The sequence below is a fragment of the Frigoribacterium sp. ACAM 257 genome, assembly GCF_007954365.1.
Taxonomy (GTDB): domain Bacteria; phylum Actinomycetota; class Actinomycetes; order Actinomycetales; family Microbacteriaceae; genus Frigoribacterium.
Map to the genome: position 1 here is coordinate 1,070,744 of NZ_VOLO01000001.1, position 18,766 is coordinate 1,089,509.

The following is an 18,766-nucleotide window of genomic DNA, read 5'->3' on the forward strand; positions in this document are numbered from 1 at the left end:
GCCGCCGGCCGACGATGTCGGCGGTCCGTGTGAGGATCACCGGGTGAGCAAACAGGACGGCAGCGGGCGCCTCGTCACCGCGGACCCCACCGACGACGTGTCGGCGCCGATCCTGCACGTCGACATGGACGCCTTCTTCGCGTCCGTCGAGCTGCTCGACCGTCCCGACCTCGTGGGCAAGCCGGTGGTCATCGGCCACCGGTCCGACCGCTCGGTCGTCACTGCGGCGACCTACGAGGCGCGCAAGTTCGGCGTCAACTCCGCGATGCCCATGGCGATCGCGCTGCGCCGCTGCCCGCAGGCGATCGTGCTCGAGCCGCACGGCGAGAAGTACCGGCACTGGTCGTCGGTGGTGATGTCGATGTTCGACGACGTGACGCCTCTGGTCGAGCGGCTCGGCATCGACGAGGCCTTCCTCGACGTCTCGGGCGCGATCCGGCTGATGGGCCCGCCGTGGCAGATCGCGACCGAGCTGCGGCGACGAGTGCACGCCGAGACGGGCCTGCGCTGCAGCATCGGGGCCGCGTCGACGAAGTTCGTCGCCAAGCTCGCCTCGAGCGTCTCCAAGCCCGACGGCCTGCTCGTCGTGCCGCACGACCAGACCATCGCGTTCCTCCACCCACGCCCGATCAGCGCCCTCTGGGGCGTGGGCGGCAAGACGGAGGAGGTGCTCGCCAACCTGGGCCTGCGCACCGTCGGCGACGTGGCGACGGCCTCGCCGGACACCCTCGTCCGCGCGGTCGGGGCAGCGGCGGGTGCGAAGCTCCACGACCTGGCATGGGCCCGCGACCCCCGCCGGGTGCACACCGACACGACCGAGAAGAGCGTCGGACACGAGATGACCTTCTCGACCGACGTCGTCGACCCCGACGTCATCCGCCGCGAGCTGCTGCGGCTCAGCGACAAGGTGGGGGCTCGGCTCCGCGCGGCCGGCCTCAGCGGCCGCACCGTGGTGCTGAAGCTGCGCACCACCGACTTCGTGACTATCACCCGGTCACGCACCCTCGCCGACCCGACCGACCTCGGACGCCGCATCTACGACGAGGTCCGCTCGGTGTACGAGGCGACGGGCAAGCAGCACGAGCGCATCCGGCTCGTCGGAGTCCGCGTCGAGCAGTTGGGCGCCGCCGGCGACGGCGGGCTCTCGCTCGGCCTCTGGGACGACGACGCAGAGTGGCGCGAGGCGGAATCGACGATGGACGCCCTCCGGGCACGCTTCGGTGCTGCGGCACCCACGCCCGCGTCCCTGCTTCGCGCGGGCGGCGACGACTCCCGGCGTCGATCGCGGCACGATCGAGACCGACCGGGCCGTGACCGACCGGCCGCCGCCGGCGAGTAAGATCGGGCCAAGTGAGCACAGCGTACGAGGACGACCCGGCCGGGGGTGCCGGCGACCAGGCCGGGGCCGACGACCAGACAGGCACGGACGACCAGCTCGACCTGGGCGAGGTCGGTGCCACAGCGGGGAACTCCGCTGCCGAGCACCTGTCGCCCGCGTTCCCCGAGCGAGCAGCCTGGGGCACGGCGAGCAAGCTCCGCGCCTGGCAGGCCGAGGCCCTCGAGCAGTACTTCGCCTCGTCCCCCCAGGACTTCCTGGCGGCCGCGACGCCCGGGGCCGGAAAGACGACCTTCGCACTCCGCCTCGCGACGGAGCTGCTGTCGCGGGGTGAGGTCGACCGCGTCGTGGTCGTCGCCCCGACCGAGCACCTGAAGCGACAGTGGGCGGACGCGGCCGACCGCGTGAACCTGAGGCTCGACCCCATGTTCAAGAACGCCGATGTCTCGTTCGGCCGGCACTACCACGGGGTCGCCGTCACCTACGCCCAGGTCGGCATGAACCCCAAGGTGCACGCCGACCTGACGGCTGCCGGCCGCACGCTAGTCATCCTCGACGAGGTGCACCACGGGGGCGACGCCCTCAGCTGGGGCGACGGCATCCGCGAGGCCTACGGCCGGGCGACGCGTCGGCTCTCGTTGACGGGGACGCCGTTCCGCTCGGACACGGCTCCGATCCCGTTCGTCACGTACGCCCCGGACGAGCAGGGCATCCGCACCTCCCGGTCCGACTACTCGTACGGCTACGGGCGCGCCCTGGCCGACGGCGTCGTGCGTCCGGTGCTGTTCATGGCCTACGCCGGGCAGATGCGCTGGCGCACCCGCATGGGCGACGAGATGAGTGCGACCCTCGGCGAGGCGGTCACCAAGGACATCACGGCCCAGGCCTGGCGCACGGCCCTGTCGCCGCAGGGCGACTGGATCCCCGCCGTCCTGTCGGCGGCCGACACCCGTCTGACCGAGGTCCGTCGCGGCGTCCCCGACGCCGGCGGTCTCGTCATCGCCACCGACCACACGGCCGCGCGGCAGTACGCCGCGGTGCTGCAGAAGTTGACGGGAGAACGACCCACGGTCGTCCTGTCGGACGAGAAGGCCGCCTCCGACCGGATCCAGGCCTTCTCCGACGGCGACGCGCGGTGGATGGTGGCCGTGCGGATGGTGTCCGAGGGCGTCGACGTTCCCCGCCTCGCCGTGGGCGTGTACGCCACCTCCGCGTCCACGCCCCTGTTCTTCGCGCAGGCCGTCGGCCGCTTCGTCCGCGCGAGGCGCCGGGGCGAGACCGCGTCGATCTTCCTGCCGAGCGTCCCCAGCCTGATGGCCTTGGCGGGGCAGCTCGAACTCGAGCGCGACCACGCGCTCGACCGGCCGGAGAACGCCGACGACGGCATCTTCGCGCCGGAGGAAGACATGATGGCGGCCGCCAACCGCGAGGAGAAGGCCTCGAGCCTGCTCGACCAGCAGCCCTTCGAGGCGCTCGACTCGCAGGCGTCGTTCGACCGTGTCCTCTACGACGGCGGCGAGTTCGGCACGGGCGGCGAGATCGGCAGCCTCGAGGAACTCGACTTCATCGGGATCCCCGGCCTCCTCGAGCCCGACCAGGTGCGCGACCTGCTCCGGCAGCGGCAGGCGAAGCAGGCCACACGGTCGCGCAAGACGGGCCTGCCGACCGTGACGGCGCCTGCGGCGGAGGCACGTCCGCTGTACCAGACCATCAAGGAGCAACGACAGGAGCTGAGTCGTCTGGTGTCGATCTGGTCGCGGGTGTCCAACGAGCCCCACGGCATCATCCACGCCGACCTGCGACGGGTCAGCGGCGGGCCCTCGGTGGCCCAGGCGAGCACGGAACAGATCCAGAAGCGCATCGACGTGCTCAGGGGCCGGATCGGCAACCGCACCTAGACGACGCGCCTAGCCTGACTGGCGTGCAGACCTTCCTCCCGTATCCCGACTTCGTCGAGAGCGCGCAGGTGCTCGACCAGGCGAGGCTCGGCAAGCAGCGCGTCGAGGCCCTCCAGGTGCTGAGAGCGGTGACCCTGCCCGGCTACGGCTGGCAGAGCCACCCGGCCATAGCCATGTGGCGCGGCCATCGGACCGCCCTCACCGCCTACGCCCTCGCGATCACGGACGAGTGGATCGCCCAGGGGCACGCCGACACCGTCCGCCCGCAGGTGCTGGAGTTCGCCCCCGTCCTGGGCGACGTCGTCGCTGATCCTCGGACGGGAACGGAGCCTGGACGTCCGGCCGCGGCTGCCGCCCTGGTCACCGCCGACCTGCCGAGGTGGCTCGGCGACGACGCCGTGCACCGCAGCCACCGGTCGAAGCTCGTGCAGAAAGAGGCCGAGTGGTACCGGGGCAGGTTCCCCGGTGTTCCCGACGACCTCGACTACGTCTGGCCCGGGGCCGATCCCGGGACCGCTCCGCCCACCGACGACGCGGCCCTGTCCTCGACCCGACGCGCGTGGGTGGTCCGCCCCGGGGACGCCCAGACCGGCGACGACTGGCGCCGAGCGGGCGTCGTCACCGTCGCGGAGTCGTCGTCCAGGGGCCGGACCACGCCCGCCTGGACGACGCAGCGCGACGCGTTCGCTGCTCTCGGAGAGGGGGAGGTGGTCGCCGTCCCGGACGCCGGACAGCAGTCGTTCTCGCTCGGCCGACTCGTCGGCGACGCGGTCGCCGCGCAGGACGACGACCGGGCGCCCGTGCTGCTGCGCCGGGTCGAGTGGGACGCCCTGGAGGTGCGGCGACACGAGCTGCCCGATCCAGCACTCGCCCAGGACACCCGCACCGTGTTCCCCCTCGCGCTCGCCTGACCGCCTGGCCGACGTGGCCCGGGCCGGGCCTGGTGACCGTCGTCCGGCTACCATCGGTCCATGCTCGACCGCGCCTCCGACGACCGCTGGTTCGTCCGCCGGACGCCGGACGGAGCGGCCATGGCCGTCGTCGAGGCGTTCGGGAACGGCTGGCGGCTGCGTCGCTGGTCGTTCGTCGAGTCGGAGCAGGACGCCCTGGGGGTCTACACGTCGGCCGAGCTCGCCGAGACCGCCTGGTGGCGGCACCTCGACCAGGGACGAGGTCAGCGCACCGTGAGCTCCTCGGAGAGCCGCAGGCGCCTCGGGGAGGGCTGAGGCCGCGAGCACCGTTCGTCGTCGGGCACCGGCGCGGATCTGGCTGCGGAGGGAAGCACCACGCCGTCCGACGCGCACGTGAAGACGGCCCGGACGGCGAAACGACGGCTCTCGGCGAGGTGCGCCAGCGCGAGCCGCCAGGCGCAGTCGGGATCAGTGTCGACCCGGGGCCCTGGTCGCTCGAGGACGAACACGACGGAAGCCACGCCGAACTCGGCCGAGACCGCGTCCAGGGCGTCGCCCCAGCGCTCGACCGCGGACCGGTCCGGACGCTCGGGGATGCCCTCGAGGGGCACGACCATGGGGAGCTGGACGTCGTCGGAGTCGAGGAAGAGAGTCCAGAGCTGCCTCCGCACGGCCACAGGGACGAGGACCTCGACCCGGGTGAGCAGGTCGTGGTCGGACACGAGCGGCCGGTGCGGGTCGGCGGCAGGAGAGGACGGGGAGGCGAGGGGGACGGTCATGGGGCCAGGGTCGCCTCCCGGCGTCCGTCTCGGACCGTCGTCCACAGGCGGCGAGCCGAGACCGCTCCCGGGACGACCCTGGGGAGGGACGAGCTGAGGGGCGACCGCACCGTCCGTGACGGGGCACCTCCTCAGCGCGCCTCCTCAGCGCATCTCCTCAGCGGGCCCGCTCGGCGGTCGCCGTCTCCTGTGCCGGAGCCCCGCCCGACAACGCGCGCAGGGCACGCCGCAGCACCGTGCTGGACGTGCTCATCGTGTACGGGAAGTACACGACCTCCACGCCGACCTCGGCGAACTCCCGCTCGAGGCGGAGGCCCTTCTCGGTGCCCCGCCAGTCGTCGCCCTTGAAGAAGACGTCGAACCGCAGCTCGCGCCAGACGTCGAGCTTGTCGGGCACAGTCTCGGCGTAGGCGGTGTCGACGACGTCGATGTGGTCGACGATCTCGAGCCGCTCCGCGAGGGGAACGACGGGCGTGATGCCCTTCGTCAGGGCGAGCATCTCGTCGGACACGACCCCGGCGATCAGGTGGTCGCAGTGCTGGCGGGCGTGCCGGAGCAGGTTGAGGTGCCCGATGTGGAACAGGTCGAAGGCACCTGCGGCGTAGCCCACGCGACCGGCGCCTCCGGGGCGCTCGAGGGTCGACGTGGTGGTGGTCGTCGTGGTCGTCATGACGTCACTTCCTCGAGCACGGGGGCCCGGTGGTCGGCTGCGCGCCAGTCGGCGCGGGGGTCTCGTCGTCGGGGGAGGGGCGATCCGCAGAGCAGGACGCCGAGCGGCTCGACTCCCCTGCTGCGGAGCTGCTCGTGCATCAGCGAGAGCTGCTCGTGGGTGGTGCGGCCCTCGGCTGCCACGAGGAGGACCACGTCCGAGTGCGGGGACAGCGCCCACGCCGGCATCGGGCGCGACTTCTCGGAGGCGAGGGCCACGACCACGTCGACGCCGCTGCTCACCTCGTCCAGGAACCGAGCAGTGAGGACCGTGTCCCCGCCGAGCACGGCAGCGGCGACGTCCAGGGGCACGGGGACGTGCTCGCAGCCGGCGCCGTCCAGGGAGCGGGCCTCGGGCAGGACGTCGTCGTGGACCGTGGAGGGCCGCGACAGGGCACGGGAGTCGAAGTCTCCCTCGAGGATGGCCGTGTGGTACCCGGCTGCACGAGCTGCACGGGCCAGGGCCCCGTCGACGCCCGCGACTCCTGCGGTGCTGAGGGTCCCCGTCGAGTCGTCGGGCCGGACCAGGAGGAGACGGCGCGGAGCCAGACCGCCGCGCAGCTCGGCGACGGCCGCCAGTGCGTCGCGGGCCGCGGCACGCTGCCTGCCGGTCGAGCCGCGACCTGACGTGTCGTCACGGCGCCGGAGCGGCGGGAGGACGCCGACGACGGGGAGGCCCGTGAGGTCGCGGACGTCCGAGACCGTGGACACGCGCGGTCGGCGACGGAGCCCCGCCCAGGACGGAACGAGGCCCACGAGGACACCGGCGATCGCCCCGAGGACACCTGCTACGACGACCGCGGCCGGACTGGCCTCCACGGTGCGGGAAGAGCCGAGGACCAGGCCGGAGCCCACGGCCGCGCCGACGACTCCCGATCCGATCAGGAAGGGCCACCACGCGGTGAGCTCCCAGGCCCGCGGCTGACGGCGGTGGGTCACGAGTCCCCACCCTGCGCCGGTGCGGTCGTGGTCAACGCCGACGCCGTCCTCGGGAGCGCCGCGAGCTCGCGGAACCACTTCGGCAGGGCCAGGGCGAGGTACGCCGTGTTCGCCACGAGCAGCGCGACGTAGACCACCGTGAAGGCGGGCGACCAGGCGAGGAGGAGGAACGCGAGGCAGAGGAGGCCGTAGTCGGTGGGCACGACGGCCAGCGAGTAGAGGGCGCCCGTGCGGGGACGCACCACGGTGGGGCTGCCCCGCCTGACCGAGTCGGCGCGGCGGAGCTGCTCGGTGAGCACGATGGCGAAGAAGGCCACGGTCGCGACGGCCTGGTAGACGAGCGGGAGGGCGAGGATCGCCTCGCGACCCTCGGGCTCCCGCAGCCAGGACGCGAAGACGGCCAGGTGCAGCACGGCGATCTTGGTCGCGTCGATGACGTGGTCGAGCCACTCGCCGGCGGGGCTGCCGCCGCCTCGCAGGCGGGCGAGCTGCCCGTCCGCGGAGTCGAGGGCGTAGCCCACGACCAGGAGCAGGACGACGGCCGCGGCGACCAACAGCCCCGAGGGGAGCGCGGCCACGAGTGCGATGCCGGCGAAGGTGCAGACGGCGCTCAGGGCGGTGACCTGGTTCGGCGTGGCTCCGACGACCCAGGCGGCGGCAGCGGCCCAGCGGCCGAGGCGGCGGTTGACGAACCGAGAGTAGGCCGGCGCGCCGCTCGACGACTTCTGCGCGGTGGCGAGGGCGGCCAGCGCGGCTCCGTAGCGTCGGGGGACGACGAGGGCCTCCCCGCCCGCGACGGGTGCGGTGCGGGTCACGAGGCCACCGCCACGGGCAGCGCCGCGTCGAGGTCCTTGTGGAGGTGCAGCTCGCCCAGCACGACGCCGGCGAGGCGCCGACGCATCCGGTCGGGCGTGAAGCGCTCGGCCCATGTCTCGTGGGCGCGGACGCCGGCCGTGGCGAGCTGGTCGACGTCGAGGCCCGCGAAGAGCTCCGCGAGCCCGTCGACGTCGCGTCGGTCGAAGAGCCACCCGGTCCTGCCGTGCTCGACGACCTCCTCCGGTCCGCCGCTGCGGCTCGCGATGACGGGGCGTCCCTGGCTGAAGGCCTCGAGGGCGACGATGCCGAAGCCCTCGAGGGTGTCGGTGGGCAGCACGACCGCGTCCGCCTCGCGGACCCACGCGGACGCGTCGTCGACCTCGCCGACGACGGTCACGGTCTCGGGTCGGCTCACGACAGCCGCGACGAGCCCGGGCACGTCGACGCCCGTGCCGGCGGCGGGAGGACCGCCCAGGACGGTCAGGTGACCGGGGCAGCCCGCCGCGTTCCAGGCGGCCAGCAGGGTCGCGTGGCCCTTGTGGGGGTTCCAGCGGCTCGCGACGACGTAGTGGGGGAGGCGGTGCTCCGGCGGCGCGGTCAGCTCGGCGTCGCGACGTGCCACGCCGTTGTGCACGACCTGGGCACGGTCGTCGTCCTGCAGGCCGGAGCTCTCGAGGACGGAGCGGGACACGGCGACCAGGGACGTGCACGACCTCGCGAGCACCGACAGGCCGGTGCGGTCCCCGTCGCCCCACGGCTCCTGGAGGTGACCCACCACGCTGTCGACCCGCGCGAGGCGGGCGAGAGGGGCGACGGCGAGGCACGCGCTCGTGGCGCACCAGACGAGGTCGAAGTGCCGGCCGGCGAGACGGGCGGTCGTCTTGGCGGCGTCCCGGACGAGGCCGAACATGCCGCCGAGGCGCATCCCGCGTCGGCGCAGGATGGGAAGGGGAGCGCGCTCGACGCGCGCGCCGCGCTCACGCAGCAGCGGCCCGAGTGGGCCCGCCGCGACGTCGGTCGGCAGCCAGACGGTGACGTCGAGGTCGTCACGCGCAGCGAGCTCGCTCACGACCTCGAGCACGATGCGGTCGGAGCCGTAGAGCTCGTCGGACGAGTGCACCACGAGCACGCGCCCGCGACGAGAGCCGGCACGCCGCTGCGGCACCTCGGCCAGTGCGTGGCCGATCGTGTCGACCGGGCGGCGTGCCGCCTCCGTCGTGCTGGTCGTCCTGGTCATGTCGATGGTCATCTGTTCCCCCGTGCAGTCGTGGTGCGTGTCGTCGTGGTGCGTGTCGTCGTGGTGCGTGTCGTCGTGGTTCGTGTCGCGGTGGTGCAGCCGGTCGTCCGGTCGTTCGTGGTGCGCATCAGTACGCGCCCTCGTGCCGGACCAGCACCCGGAAGGTGCGCCAGATGATCACGAGGTCGACGGCCATCGACCAGTTCTCCACGTAGTAGAGGTCGAGTCGGACGCTCTCCTCCCAGCTGAGGTCGCTCCGGCCGTTGACCTGCCACATGCCGGTCAGCCCCGGCTTGATGTAGAGACGGCGGTGGACGTGCGTCTCGTAGTCCGCGACCTCGCGGGGCAGAGGGGGCCGAGGCCCCACGATGCTCATGTCGCCGCGGACGATGTTCCACAGCTGGGGCAGCTCGTCGAGAGACCAACGTCGCAGGACGCGGCCGATCTTCGTGACTCGCGGGTCGTCCCGCATCTTGAAGAGCACCCCCGCGCCCTCGTCGCTGGCGGACAGGTCGTGGAGGAGGACCTCGGCGTCGACGACCATCGAGCGGAACTTGATCATGTCGAAGGTGCGGCCGTCCCGGCCGACGCGGCGCTGCCGGAACAGCACGGGCCCGGAGCTGTCGAGGGCGACCAGGGCGGCGAGGACGCCGAGCAGAGGCGAGAGCACCAGGAGGGCAGTGCCGGCGAGGGCGACGTCGAAGAGCCTCTTGAGCACGTGGCGCGGGCCGTCGAAGCTGGGGATGTCGACGTGCATGAGGGGAAGGCCCTGGACGGGACGGAACGTGATGCGAGGCCCGGCGATGTTGGTCAGGCGAGAGGCGAGGACGAGCTCGGCGGCACGCCCCTCGAGCTGCCATCCGAGGTCACGCAGCCAGTCGTGTCCGAGCCCGAGGTCGCCCGCGACGATGACGCTGCTGACGTTCAGCTTCCAGACCGCCCTCGGCACGTCCTCGACGCCCGCCACGATCGGGACGACGCGGTCGCCGACGAGCACGCCGCCCGCCTCCGGGTCGAGCGTCACGGCGCCGACGATGTCGTACACGGTCCCGTGCGTGCGGTCGACTCGGTCGACGACGTAGCGGATGTCCTCGCGGCTGCCGACGACGACTGCCCGGGAGAGGAAGTGGCCCGTCCGTCGCTGGGCCTGGAGCCACCGGCGCATGGACCAGCGGACGACCACGAGCGCGCCGCCGCCGAGGGGGAGAGCGACGAGGAAGTACATGCGGCCGCCGACGCCGCCGTCCAGCGAGGCCAGCCAGATGGCGGCCACGGTGAAGGCCAGCAGCGTGGCGTTGCCCACGCGTCGGTACTCGGCCGCGCCGGTGCCGACGACCGCGAGCTCACGCGTCCGGTAGAAGCTCAGGCTGGCCGCCCACACGAGGCCGACGAGGACGGGGACCCAGACGACGTCCGCGACCCCTGCGACGACGTGGTCGACCGTGAGTCGCTCCGTGACGACGGCGGTGCGGACGCTCGCGACGACGGCGGCCGCGACCACCGAGGCCGCGACGACCGCGGTGTCCGCGAGCCGGAGACGTCGGCGGTACCGCAGGGCCCAGGGCGCGCCCGACTCGGCGGCGGCCGTCGCCTCGGCGCGGCGTCGCTCGGCGGCGGGGTCCTGGGGACGGACGGCGTGGCTGGTCGAGGTCGGGAGGTCGACGTGGACGACGGGGAGAGGGGCGGCCGATCGGTCCGTCGGGTCGACGGTGAGGCGTCTGCGCATGGGGAAGTGCTCGCTCGGGTAGGCGTGGCGTCCCTCGGCGCCTTCGGGGGCGGCCGGGGGACTGGAGGGCGACGACCGGGTTCGGGTCGGGCGTCGGCCCGGAGACGACGGCGGCACGGTGCAGGATGCTGCGACGTGCCGACGTCGCCATGGCCGCATTTCGGGTGCGGCCGTTCGGGTAGGCGACGAGCGGGAGGCTCGGAGTGCGGGTCGACGAGCCGGGGTGGGCTCGACGGGTTCGGGTTCGGGTGTCGGGTGTCGGGTGTCGGGTGTTTCGCGTCGCGTTCGGGTGCGACAGGGATCGGCGCACGGGTCGACCGTGACCGCGGGACGGTCGGGTCGACGAGAGCGTCGGTGGCTCGGTCGACGTCGGGTGGCGTCGGGAGCCGTTCGGGTGTCGAGGGCGGGTTTCGGGTCCGCCCTGCTCGGCGGTGGGGCCGCCGGTGGTTCACTGACGACTCTAGGCCGCCACGCCCCCCCGACGGGGACCCCCCGTTCTGGGGGGCAGGCACCCCGTCGGCAGGATCAGACCCTGCCGCGTCACCCGGAGGGGGGCCCAGCCACCCGTGGACCTGCTGCCCGCACCTCGGGGTCGCCCGACCCCGAACCTGCCTGGGGAACGATCCGGGCCGGCGGGGTGCGCTTCAGCAGAAGTGCTGATGGGAGACCGCTTTGGTGCCGGCCTGACGGCGTGTGCACCCGCCAGGCTCGTGTCCTCGCCTGCCCGGGCGCCGTCCCGACGCCGACCCGCGACCCGTGCCCCGATCGGACAGGGAACGACGAACGGCAGGTGTCCCCACCTGCCGTTCACCCTGCGTCTAACCCGTGTTAATCACCCCACGGGCGATGGTTCACGGGCGTGTCACGAAGCCCTTCTCGACCATCCAGTCGAAGGCGACGTCGGCTGGTTCCTCGCCTTCCACGTCGACGCGGCGGTTGAGGGTCCGCAGCTCGTCGTCCGTGAGCGACGGCGAGATCTCGTCGTAGACCTCGGCGAGCTGCGGGTACTGGCGCAGCACGTCGTCGGTCAGCACCGGCGCCACGTTGTAGGCCGGGAAGAACCCCTTGTCGTCCTCCAGGACCGTCAGGTCGAGCGAGTCGATGCGCCCGTCGGTCGTGAAGACCTCGCCGAAGTTGCAGCGGCCCCGGTCGGTGGCCTCGTAGACGGTTCCCGTGTCGAGGATGCTCACGTTGCTCGTCGGGACGCCGTCGGCGGCGCCGAGCTCGAGGCCGTAGCGCTCGAGCATCGGGGCGAACCCGTCCGCCCGAGAGTTGAACTCGGCCTCGACGCAGAACGTCCGCTGCTCGACCGGGAGTGCGGCGATCTGCGACAGGGTGGCGACGTCGCCCAGCTCGGCCACCGCCTCCGACCGGACCGCCATCGCGTAGGTGTTGTTGAGCGGTGCCGGCTCGAGCCAGACGAGGCCGTTCGCCTCGTCGGCGTCGCGCACCGCCGTGTACTGCTCCTCCTTGTCGGGGATGCCCGCGGCCTCGCCGAGGTAGGTGAGCCAGGCGGTGCCCGTGTACTCGTAGGTCATGTCGGCGCCGCCGTCCAGCATGAGCTGGCGGACGGCGACGCTGCCGGGCACGTTCGTCATGTCGGTGACCTCGAAGCCGGCGGCCTGGGCGGCGAGCACGGCGATCTTGCCGAGGATCAGCTGCTCCGTGAAGTTCTTGGCCGTGACCGTGATGGCGGCGTCGTCGGGGAGGTCGTCGATCGCCTCGATCGAGCCGGGCGCCACCGCCGGCACGAAGGCCGTCGCGGGCTGCAGCCCGCAGCCCGTCAGCAGGGCGGCGGACGAGGCGGCGACGATGCCCAGCAAGGAGGCGCGGCGCAGCGCCCGCAGGCGGACGCGCGGGGAACGGGCGGAGGTCATCGGAGGCCCTTCGGTGTGGCGACGTGCTCGACCACACGGCCGAGCCAGTCGATCAGGAGCGCGAGCAGCGCAACGAGCAGGGCACCCGAGACGAGCACCTTCGGGAGGAACAGGTTGACGCCGGTCGTGATGAGCAGCCCGAGGCCGCCGGCGCCGATGAAGGTCGCGAGTGCCGCAGAGCCGACGAGCAGCACGAGGGCAGTCCGGATGCCGGACAGCATGACCGGCACGGCGAGGGGCAGCTCGACGCGGAACAGCACCGACGCGGCGGACATGCCCATGCCTCGGCCGGCCTCGACGAGGCGCGCGTCCACGCTCTGCAGGCCGACCATGGTGTTGCGCAGCACCGGGAGCGCCGCGTAGAGGACGAGCGCGATCACGGCGGTCCAGAACGAGAAGCCGAGCCACAGGGCGAGCAGCACGATCAGGCCGACCGCGGGGGCCGCCTGCCCGAAGTTCGCGAGCACGAGCACCGGCCCGGCCGCGCGCCGGAACGGGCGGCGGGTGAGCAGGACGCCCAGCGGCACGGCCAGCACGAGGACGATGGCGGCCGACGCGAAGGTCAGCGCCAGGTGCTCGCCCGTGTACGAGACCAGCGCCGAGGGGTTCAGGGTCGTGCGCTCAGCGGTGGTCAGGTCGGCGGTCGTCAGCCAGACGACGAAGGCGACGAACACGACCGCGACGGCGGCCGGCTGCACGACGAGCCCGAGCCAGGCGGGTCGGCGGCGCCGGGCGCGACCGTCGGACGAGGAGGCGGCGGGGGCGTCCGCGACCGCAGTCACGGACGGTCCCCGGCCGGGCCGACCTCGTCGACGGGCGGAGCGTCGTGCGTCTGCCCGACGACGGGCAGCTGCCCCGTGTTCGTCCCGACCGGGGCGTCGTCGAGGTCGACGGCCGCGGCGCGCCGGGCCCGGGTGATGGCCTCCATGACGACCTCGACCGTGATGACTCCCACGAAGGCGTCGCGGCGGCCCGTGACGAGCGCGGCGCCGGCGCTCGAGACGAGCATCGTGTCGAGCGCGTCGTTGAGGGTCGCGCCGCTGCCGATGACGGGCAGATCGGGGTCGACGCCGTCCGGGACGACGTCGAGCCGCGAGAGCTGCCGCAGCGACGGCCACCGAGCAGGGCGGGCGCGGTCGTCGACGACGACGGCGTGCTCGTGTCCCGCGGCCTCGACCCGGGCGGCCACCTCGCGGCCGGACTCGCCGGCCTTGGCGACCACCGCCTCCGCCAGGTCGACGTCGCGCACCCGGGTGAGAGTCAGCTGCTTGAGCCCCGCGCCCGAGCCGATGAAGTTCTCGACGAACTCGTTCGCCGGCTCGGCGAGGATGCGCTCGGGGGTGTCGTACTGCACGATGTGCGCGCCCTCGGAGAAGATCACGATCCAGTCGCCCAGCTTCACGGCCTCGTCGAAGTCGTGGGTGACGATGACGATCGTCTTCTGCAGTTCTTGCTGGATGTTGATCAGCTCGTCCTGCAGGCGCTGGCGCGTGATCGGGTCGACGGCACCGAAGGGCTCGTCCATCAGCAGCACGGGCGGGTCGGCGGCGAGGGCCCTGGCGACTCCGACGCGCTGCTGCTGGCCGCCGGACAGCTCGCGGGGGAACCGGTCGCGGTAGGTGTCCGGGTCGAGCGAGACGAGCTCGAGCAGCTCGTCGACGCGGGCCGCGACGCGGTCCTTCGACCAGCCGAGCATCTTGGGGACGATGGCGATGTTCGCCGCCACGGTCATGTGCGGGAACAGCCCGCCGGCCTGGATCACGTAGCCGATGCGCCGGCGCAGCTCGTCGCCGTCGATGTCGGTGACGTCGTCGTCGCCGAGCACCACCCGGCCCTCGGTCGGCTCGATCAGTCGGTTGATCATCTTGAGCGTGGTCGTCTTGCCACAGCCCGAGGGGCCGACGAGCATGACGATCTTGCCGGCCGGGATCTCGAGGGTGATGCCGTCGACGGCCGGCGCGGACTGTCCCGGGTAGCGCTTCGTCACCTGGTCGAGCAGGATGCTGCGGCCCGACACCTCCGTCGCGGACGAGGAGGCGGTGGGGGAGTCAGTTCTGGACACGGATGCCTCTCGAGATGGTCAGGCGGCCGAGGCCGACGAGCAGGAGGTCGAGCACGAGGGCGAGGACGACGACGCCGACCACCCCGGTGACCACGGAGGCGAGCGCGTTCGCGCCGCCGGCCCGGGACAGGCCCGAGAAGATGAAGCCGCCGAGGCCGGGCCCCAGCGAGTAGGCCGCGACGGCGGCGATGCCCATCACCATCTGGGCGCTGACGCGCACGCCGGTGAGGATGATCGGCCAGGCCAGGGGCAGCTGCACCTGCACGAGGGTGCGGAAGCTCCCCATGCCGATGCCCCGCGCGGACTCGACCAGGGCCGGGTCGACCTGGGTCAGCCCGACCACCGCGTTGCGCAGCACGGGAAGGGTCGCGAAGAAGGTGACGACCACGACCGCCGGCACCACCCCGAAGCCGAGCGGCACGATGAGCAGCCCGACGACGGCGAAGGACGGCAGCGTCAGCCCGATGGCCGAGATGCCGTTGGCCACGGCGGTGAGGCCGGGCACCCGGTACACGAGCGACGCCACGACTACCGCGATGACGACCGCCAGCACGAGGCACTGGACCACCAACGAGAAGTGCTGCCAGGAGGCGAACCAGATCTGGTCCCACCGCCCCGTCACGTAGTCCCACGCCATCTGATCCCCGTTCCCCGTCACTCGCTCGTCGACCCGTCTGCACGGACGCCCGGCCTGGACCGGGCGATCGGCGTCCACCATAACGAGGACACGTCGGGTCCTGTCCAGGTGACAGGACCCGTCGGGGGCCCCTGCGGGCGGGGATCGTTACCTGACGAGGTGACGGAACCCCCGGTCAGGCACGGGCACGCACCGGAGCCGGGGGAAGTGTAACGATCGCGGGCGGAGACGGGGGAGGCGCGGTGCAGGTCGCCCTGCACCGCGCCTCCTGCGGTCGTCGCCTCGTGCAGCGACTAGGCCGAGGGCACCCGCGCGGACGCCTTGTGACGAGCTCCGTGGTGCTCGTCGGGCAGCCGGTCGCCGCGCCCGAACAGCTTCTGGCGGAGGGTGCCGGGCTCGTACTCGGTCGGGTAGACGCCGCGGGCCTGCAGCACCGGGACGACGTGCTCGACGATGTCCTCGAAGGTGCCGGGGGTGATGGCGTAGGCGAGGTTGAAGCCGTCGACGTCGGTCTCGGCGACCCACTCCTGCAGCTGGTCGGCGATCTGTTCGCCCGAGCCGACGATGCGGGGGCCGAGCCCACCGATGCCCGCCGCCTCGGCGATGTCACGGATCGTCCACTCCTTGCCGCTGTCGCCCGCCTGTGCCTGGAAGTTGGCGAGAGCCGACTGGATCGCGTTGCTCTCCACGTCGCCCACCGGGTCGTCGAGCGAGTACGTCGAGAGGTCGACGCCCATCCAGCCCGACATGAGGGTCAACGCGCCCTCGTGTGACGCGTACCGCTGGTACTCCGCGTGCTTGGCCTCGGCCGCCTCGGGCGTCGCGTCCGTGATGATGGTCAGCAGCGTGTAGATGCGGGCGGAGTACCGGTCGCGGCCCGCCTCCTCCAGGGCGTCGCGCAGCTTGGTGACCGTCGCGGCCAGGCGCTCCTTGGTGGGGGCGGCGACGAAGATCGACTCGGCGTTGCCGGCGGCGAAGCGGATGCCGCGCGGCGAGGCGCCCGCCTGGTAGATCACGGGCGTCCGCTGCGGGCTCGGCTCGGAGACGTGGATGCCGGGGACCTTGTACCAGGTGCCCTCGTGCCCGATCTCGTGCACCTTCGTCGGGTCGGTGAAGACGCCCGTCTCGCGGTCGCGGACGACGGCGTCGTCCTCCCACGAGCCCTCCCACAGCTTGTAGAGCACCTCGAGGTACTCGTCGGCCTGGTCGTAGCGGTCGTCGTGGTCGAGCTGGTCGTCGGCGCCCATGTTGCGGGCGGCGCTCGGCAGGTAGCCGGTGACGACGTTCCAGCCGACCCGGCCGTCGGTGAGGTGGTCGAGGGTCGACATGCGACGGGCGAACGGCACGGGGTGCTCGTAGGCGGTGCCGGCGGTGATCCCGAAGCCGAGGTGCTCGGTCGCGGCCGCCATGGCCGAGACGAGCAGGATCGGGTCGCCGACCGGCGTCTGCGTGCCGTTGCGGAGAGCCGCGTCGTGGTTGCCGCCGTAGACGTCGTAGGTGCCGAGGACGTCGGCGATGAAGAGGCCGTCGAAGCGACCGGCCTCGAGGAGGCGCGCCAGGGAGGTCCAGTAGCTCAGCTTCGTGTAGTCGGGCGAGCGGTCGTCGGGGTGCCGCCAGAGACCGGGGGACTGGTGCCCCACGCAGTTCATGTCGAAGGCGTTGAACCGGATGCGTCGAGTCATCCGGCCATCGTCGTCGCGCGCCGCGGCGGGCGCCACAGGCCTGCAACACGGCGTCACACGCGACGCCTAGTCTTGGTCGGTGACCCGCCCTGCACCGCCCCGCCGAGACTCGCCCCGTCCTCCTCGTGCGCGTCTCGGACGGGACGTCGTCGTCCTCGGCGTCATCGCCTTCTTCGTCATGGTCGGCTTCGGGGTCGTCGTGCCCGTGCTGCCCGTCTACGCCGCCAGCTTCGGTGTCGGCTACGTCGCCGTCGGCGCGGTCCTCTCGGCCTTCGCGCTGATGCGCCTCGTCGCGAGCCCGTTCGTCGGCAGGATGATCGACGTCGCGGGCGAGCGGGTCGTCCTCTCGGTCGGCATCGGCATCGTTGCCGTCTCGAGCGGACTGGCGGGCCTGGCGCACGACTACGTGCAGCTGCTGCTGCTGCGCGGGGTCGGCGGCATCGGCTCGGCGATGTTCACCATCTCGGCGATGACGCTGCTGCTGGCGTCGACGACGCCCGACCGCCGGGCGCGGTCGATCGGCTTCTACCAGGGCGGGTTCCTCGTCGGCGGCATGGCCGGGCCGGCGCTCGGCGGACTGCTCGCCACGATCTCGCTGACCGCGCCGTTCTTCTTCTACGCGGGCACGCTCGCGGTCGCGGGCGTCGTCGGCATCCTGCTGCTCAGCCCCCCGCGACGAGGCGACGCGGCGGCCGCCGCCGCGGCCGCCGAGCCCGCGCGCCCTCTCGCCGACGTGCTCCGCGACGTGCGGTTCAGGGCCGCGTGCGTGGCGAGCTTCGCGCAGGGCTGGTCGTCCCTCGGCGTCCGCAGTGCGCTGGTGCCGGTGCTGGTCGTCGAGGTGCTGCTGCAGCCCACCTCATGGACAGGCGTCCTCTTCGCGGTCGCCGCCGTGGCGCAGACGATTGCGCTCGCGCCCGCGTCCCGCTTCGTCGACACCGTGGGTCGGCGACCCGCTGTGATCGGCTCGTTCGCAGTGGCCGCGGTCTCGCTCGCCGCCGTCCCGTTCGCCCCAGGGCTCGTGACCCTAGGCGCGCTGCTGGCCGTCTACGGCGTCGCGACGGCCTTCATGGGCACGGCCCCGGCCGCTCTCGTCGGCGACGCGGCGGGTGCCCGGGGCGGTCGTCCGGTGGCGATCTTCTCGATGTGCTCGGACGTCGGCGCGATCGCGGGCCCCCTGGTCGCGGGGCTGCTCGTGGACGTGGCGTCGTTCGAGGTCGCCTTCGGAACGGCGGCGGCACTGCTCGCGCTCAGCGCGATCGTCGCGATCCGGCTGCCGCGCGGCATCCCCGTTCCGCAGCCGTAGCGGGGGCTCGCGGTCGACCCACTGCCTGTCCCATCAGGTCCCACCGTCGTGTCCGACACCTCCCGGATACGGTTCGACAGGCGTTCTCGCCCGCGGGTGGTTCATCGGGACACCTACTGGGGCCCGTCTTGACCGGCTGAGGTCAAGTGGCGCCTGGCCTGCGGATTCGCGTATGCCTGTCCCGCAAAAATGCCCGGTGAAGGGGGTTTGAACGCTACAGTCATCGGATGCTCACCGGATACGCCCGCGTCTCGACCTCAGGACAGGATCTCGCTGCCCAGCGCGACGGTCTCGCAGCACTCGGTGTTGACGATCAACACGTGCATGTTGACCACGGGCTCTCGGGCACGACTCGAGCCCGTCCCGGGCTCCAAGAAGCTCTTGCGGCGTGCCGTGCCGGTGACGTTCTGGTCGTCACGAAGCTCGACCGCCTCGCCCGTTCACTCCGGGACGCGACGGATATTGCGGACGAGCTGACGAAGAAGGGCGTGGCCCTGAACCTCGGGGGAGCGGTCTACGACCCCACCGACCCTGTGGGCCGGCTCCTGTTCAACGTCCTCGGCATGGTGGCCGAGTTCGAGGCCGACCTGATTCGGGCCCGCACCCGGGAGGGCATGGCGATCGCGAAGGCCGCCGGCAAGCTCCGCGGCCGCAAGCCCAAGCTCACCGCCTCGCAGGAAAAGCACCTCGTACAGCTGCACCGCACCGGGGCCCACACCACCAGCGAGATCGCTGAGCTTTTCGGTGTCGCGCGATCGACCGTCTACCGCGCCATTCATCGGGCCGCGTAATGGTCTCTTCAGCGTAAACAATCGGGGGGCACGTCAGCATTTCCCCGGGCATGGGCAACGGTGG

At 72.5% G+C, this 18,766-nt stretch carries 17 protein-coding genes; 6 read left to right on the plus strand and 11 right to left on the minus strand.

What is annotated here, in order from left to right; translation table 11 throughout:
• Window positions 1–43 precede the first annotated feature (43 nt).
• The 4 genes from dinB (at window position 44) to ES689_RS04960 (ending at window position 4,460) form a co-directional block, all read left to right on the plus strand.
• The gene (gene dinB / locus ES689_RS04945) at window positions 44–1,339 is read left to right on the plus strand and encodes a DNA polymerase IV (protein ID WP_146900933.1); all 1,296 of its coding nucleotides are present in this window, start codon (window positions 44–46) and stop codon (window positions 1,337–1,339) included.
• Between the two features lie 101 nt (window positions 1,340–1,440).
• Window positions 1,441–3,234 (plus strand): DEAD/DEAH box helicase, encoded by a 1,794-nt coding sequence (locus ES689_RS04950; protein ID WP_146901868.1) that lies wholly within the window; start codon window positions 1,441–1,443, stop codon window positions 3,232–3,234.
• A gap of 23 nt (window positions 3,235–3,257) precedes the next feature.
• Window positions 3,258–4,145, plus strand: a complete 888-nt coding sequence (locus ES689_RS15530) for an MSMEG_6728 family protein (RefSeq protein ID WP_223269383.1) — start codon at window positions 3,258–3,260, stop codon at window positions 4,143–4,145.
• 60 nt (window positions 4,146–4,205) lie between these two features.
• Window positions 4,206–4,460: a hypothetical protein gene (locus tag ES689_RS04960; protein WP_146900936.1), complete on the plus strand. Its 255-nt coding sequence runs from the start codon at window positions 4,206–4,208 to the stop codon at window positions 4,458–4,460.
• Here ES689_RS04960 and ES689_RS04965 read toward each other — a convergent pair.
• From ES689_RS04965 to ES689_RS05015, 11 genes are all read right to left on the minus strand, one after another.
• The gene (locus tag ES689_RS04965; RefSeq protein ID WP_146900939.1) at window positions 4,409–4,924 is read right to left on the minus strand and encodes a hypothetical protein; all 516 of its coding nucleotides are present in this window, start codon (window positions 4,922–4,924) and stop codon (window positions 4,409–4,411) included. The two genes, ES689_RS04960 and ES689_RS04965, sit on opposite strands and share 52 nt — an antisense overlap.
• A gap of 157 nt (window positions 4,925–5,081) precedes the next feature.
• The gene (locus ES689_RS04970; RefSeq protein ID WP_146900942.1) at window positions 5,082–5,594 is read right to left on the minus strand and encodes an adenylyltransferase/cytidyltransferase family protein; all 513 of its coding nucleotides are present in this window, start codon (window positions 5,592–5,594) and stop codon (window positions 5,082–5,084) included.
• A complete protein-coding gene (locus tag ES689_RS04975; RefSeq protein ID WP_146900944.1) occupies window positions 5,591–6,571 on the minus strand; it encodes a hypothetical protein in 981 nt (326 codons plus the stop codon). The genes ES689_RS04970 and ES689_RS04975 overlap by 4 nt, the downstream gene beginning before the upstream one ends.
• On the minus strand, window positions 6,568–7,386 hold the full coding sequence (locus ES689_RS04980) for a CDP-alcohol phosphatidyltransferase family protein (protein ID WP_223269384.1): 819 nt from the start codon (window positions 7,384–7,386) through the stop codon (window positions 6,568–6,570). The genes ES689_RS04975 and ES689_RS04980 overlap by 4 nt, the downstream gene beginning before the upstream one ends.
• Window positions 7,383–8,636 (minus strand): glycosyltransferase family 4 protein, encoded by a 1,254-nt coding sequence (locus tag ES689_RS04985; protein WP_146900950.1) that lies wholly within the window; start codon window positions 8,634–8,636, stop codon window positions 7,383–7,385. Before ES689_RS04985 ends, ES689_RS04980 begins: the two co-directional genes overlap by 4 nt.
• Before the next feature lie 115 nt (window positions 8,637–8,751).
• Complete coding sequence (locus ES689_RS04990; RefSeq protein ID WP_146900953.1) at window positions 8,752–10,350, minus strand: sugar transferase; 1,599 nt, start codon at window positions 10,348–10,350, stop codon at window positions 8,752–8,754.
• 851 nt (window positions 10,351–11,201) lie between these two features.
• Window positions 11,202–12,227: a glycine betaine ABC transporter substrate-binding protein gene (locus ES689_RS04995; protein WP_146900956.1), complete on the minus strand. Its 1,026-nt coding sequence runs from the start codon at window positions 12,225–12,227 to the stop codon at window positions 11,202–11,204.
• Window positions 12,224–13,009, minus strand: a complete 786-nt coding sequence (locus ES689_RS05000; RefSeq protein ID WP_146900959.1) for an ABC transporter permease — start codon at window positions 13,007–13,009, stop codon at window positions 12,224–12,226. The genes ES689_RS04995 and ES689_RS05000 overlap by 4 nt, the downstream gene beginning before the upstream one ends.
• Window positions 13,006–14,289 carry an ABC transporter ATP-binding protein gene (locus ES689_RS05005; protein ID WP_146900962.1) on the minus strand — a complete coding sequence of 428 codons (1,284 nt, stop codon included), beginning with the start codon at window positions 14,287–14,289 and terminating at the stop codon, window positions 13,006–13,008. Before ES689_RS05005 ends, ES689_RS05000 begins: the two co-directional genes overlap by 4 nt.
• Window positions 14,276–14,926, minus strand: a complete 651-nt coding sequence (locus tag ES689_RS05010) for an ABC transporter permease (RefSeq protein WP_146900965.1) — start codon at window positions 14,924–14,926, stop codon at window positions 14,276–14,278. Before ES689_RS05010 ends, ES689_RS05005 begins: the two co-directional genes overlap by 14 nt.
• A gap of 293 nt (window positions 14,927–15,219) precedes the next feature.
• Window positions 15,220–16,608, minus strand: coding sequence for an LLM class flavin-dependent oxidoreductase (locus ES689_RS05015; protein WP_146900967.1), 1,389 nt, complete (start codon window positions 16,606–16,608; stop codon window positions 15,220–15,222).
• Between the two features lie 79 nt (window positions 16,609–16,687).
• Between ES689_RS05015 and ES689_RS05020 the strand changes: the two genes are divergently transcribed.
• Both ES689_RS05020 and ES689_RS05025 read left to right on the plus strand, forming a co-directional pair.
• Window positions 16,688–17,911, plus strand: a complete 1,224-nt coding sequence (locus ES689_RS05020) for an MFS transporter (protein ID WP_223269385.1) — start codon at window positions 16,688–16,690, stop codon at window positions 17,909–17,911.
• Window positions 17,912–18,138: 227 nt separating this feature from the next.
• Entirely contained in the window at window positions 18,139–18,702 is a 564-nt protein-coding gene (locus ES689_RS05025; protein WP_146900970.1) for a recombinase family protein, read from the plus strand.
• Window positions 18,703–18,766 lie beyond the last annotated feature (64 nt).

Coding starts and splice junctions, on each gene's coding strand:
- ES689_RS04960 (WP_146900936.1), top strand. CDS start 4,206: ATGCTCGACCGCGCCTCCGACGACCGCTGGTTCGTCCGCCGGACGCCG.
- ES689_RS04965 (WP_146900939.1), bottom strand. CDS start 4,924: ATGACCGTCCCCCTCGCCTCCCCGTCCTCTCCTGCCGCCGACCCGCAC.
- ES689_RS04970 (WP_146900942.1), bottom strand. CDS start 5,594: ATGACGACCACGACGACCACCACCACGTCGACCCTCGAGCGCCCCGGA.
- ES689_RS04985 (WP_146900950.1), bottom strand. CDS start 8,636: ATGACCATCGACATGACCAGGACGACCAGCACGACGGAGGCGGCACGC.
- ES689_RS04990 (WP_146900953.1), bottom strand. CDS start 10,350: ATGCGCAGACGCCTCACCGTCGACCCGACGGACCGATCGGCCGCCCCT.
- ES689_RS04995 (WP_146900956.1), bottom strand. CDS start 12,227: ATGACCTCCGCCCGTTCCCCGCGCGTCCGCCTGCGGGCGCTGCGCCGC.
- ES689_RS05010 (WP_146900965.1), bottom strand. CDS start 14,926: ATGGCGTGGGACTACGTGACGGGGCGGTGGGACCAGATCTGGTTCGCC.
- ES689_RS05015 (WP_146900967.1), bottom strand. CDS start 16,608: ATGACTCGACGCATCCGGTTCAACGCCTTCGACATGAACTGCGTGGGG.
- ES689_RS05025 (WP_146900970.1), top strand. CDS start 18,139: ATGCTCACCGGATACGCCCGCGTCTCGACCTCAGGACAGGATCTCGCT.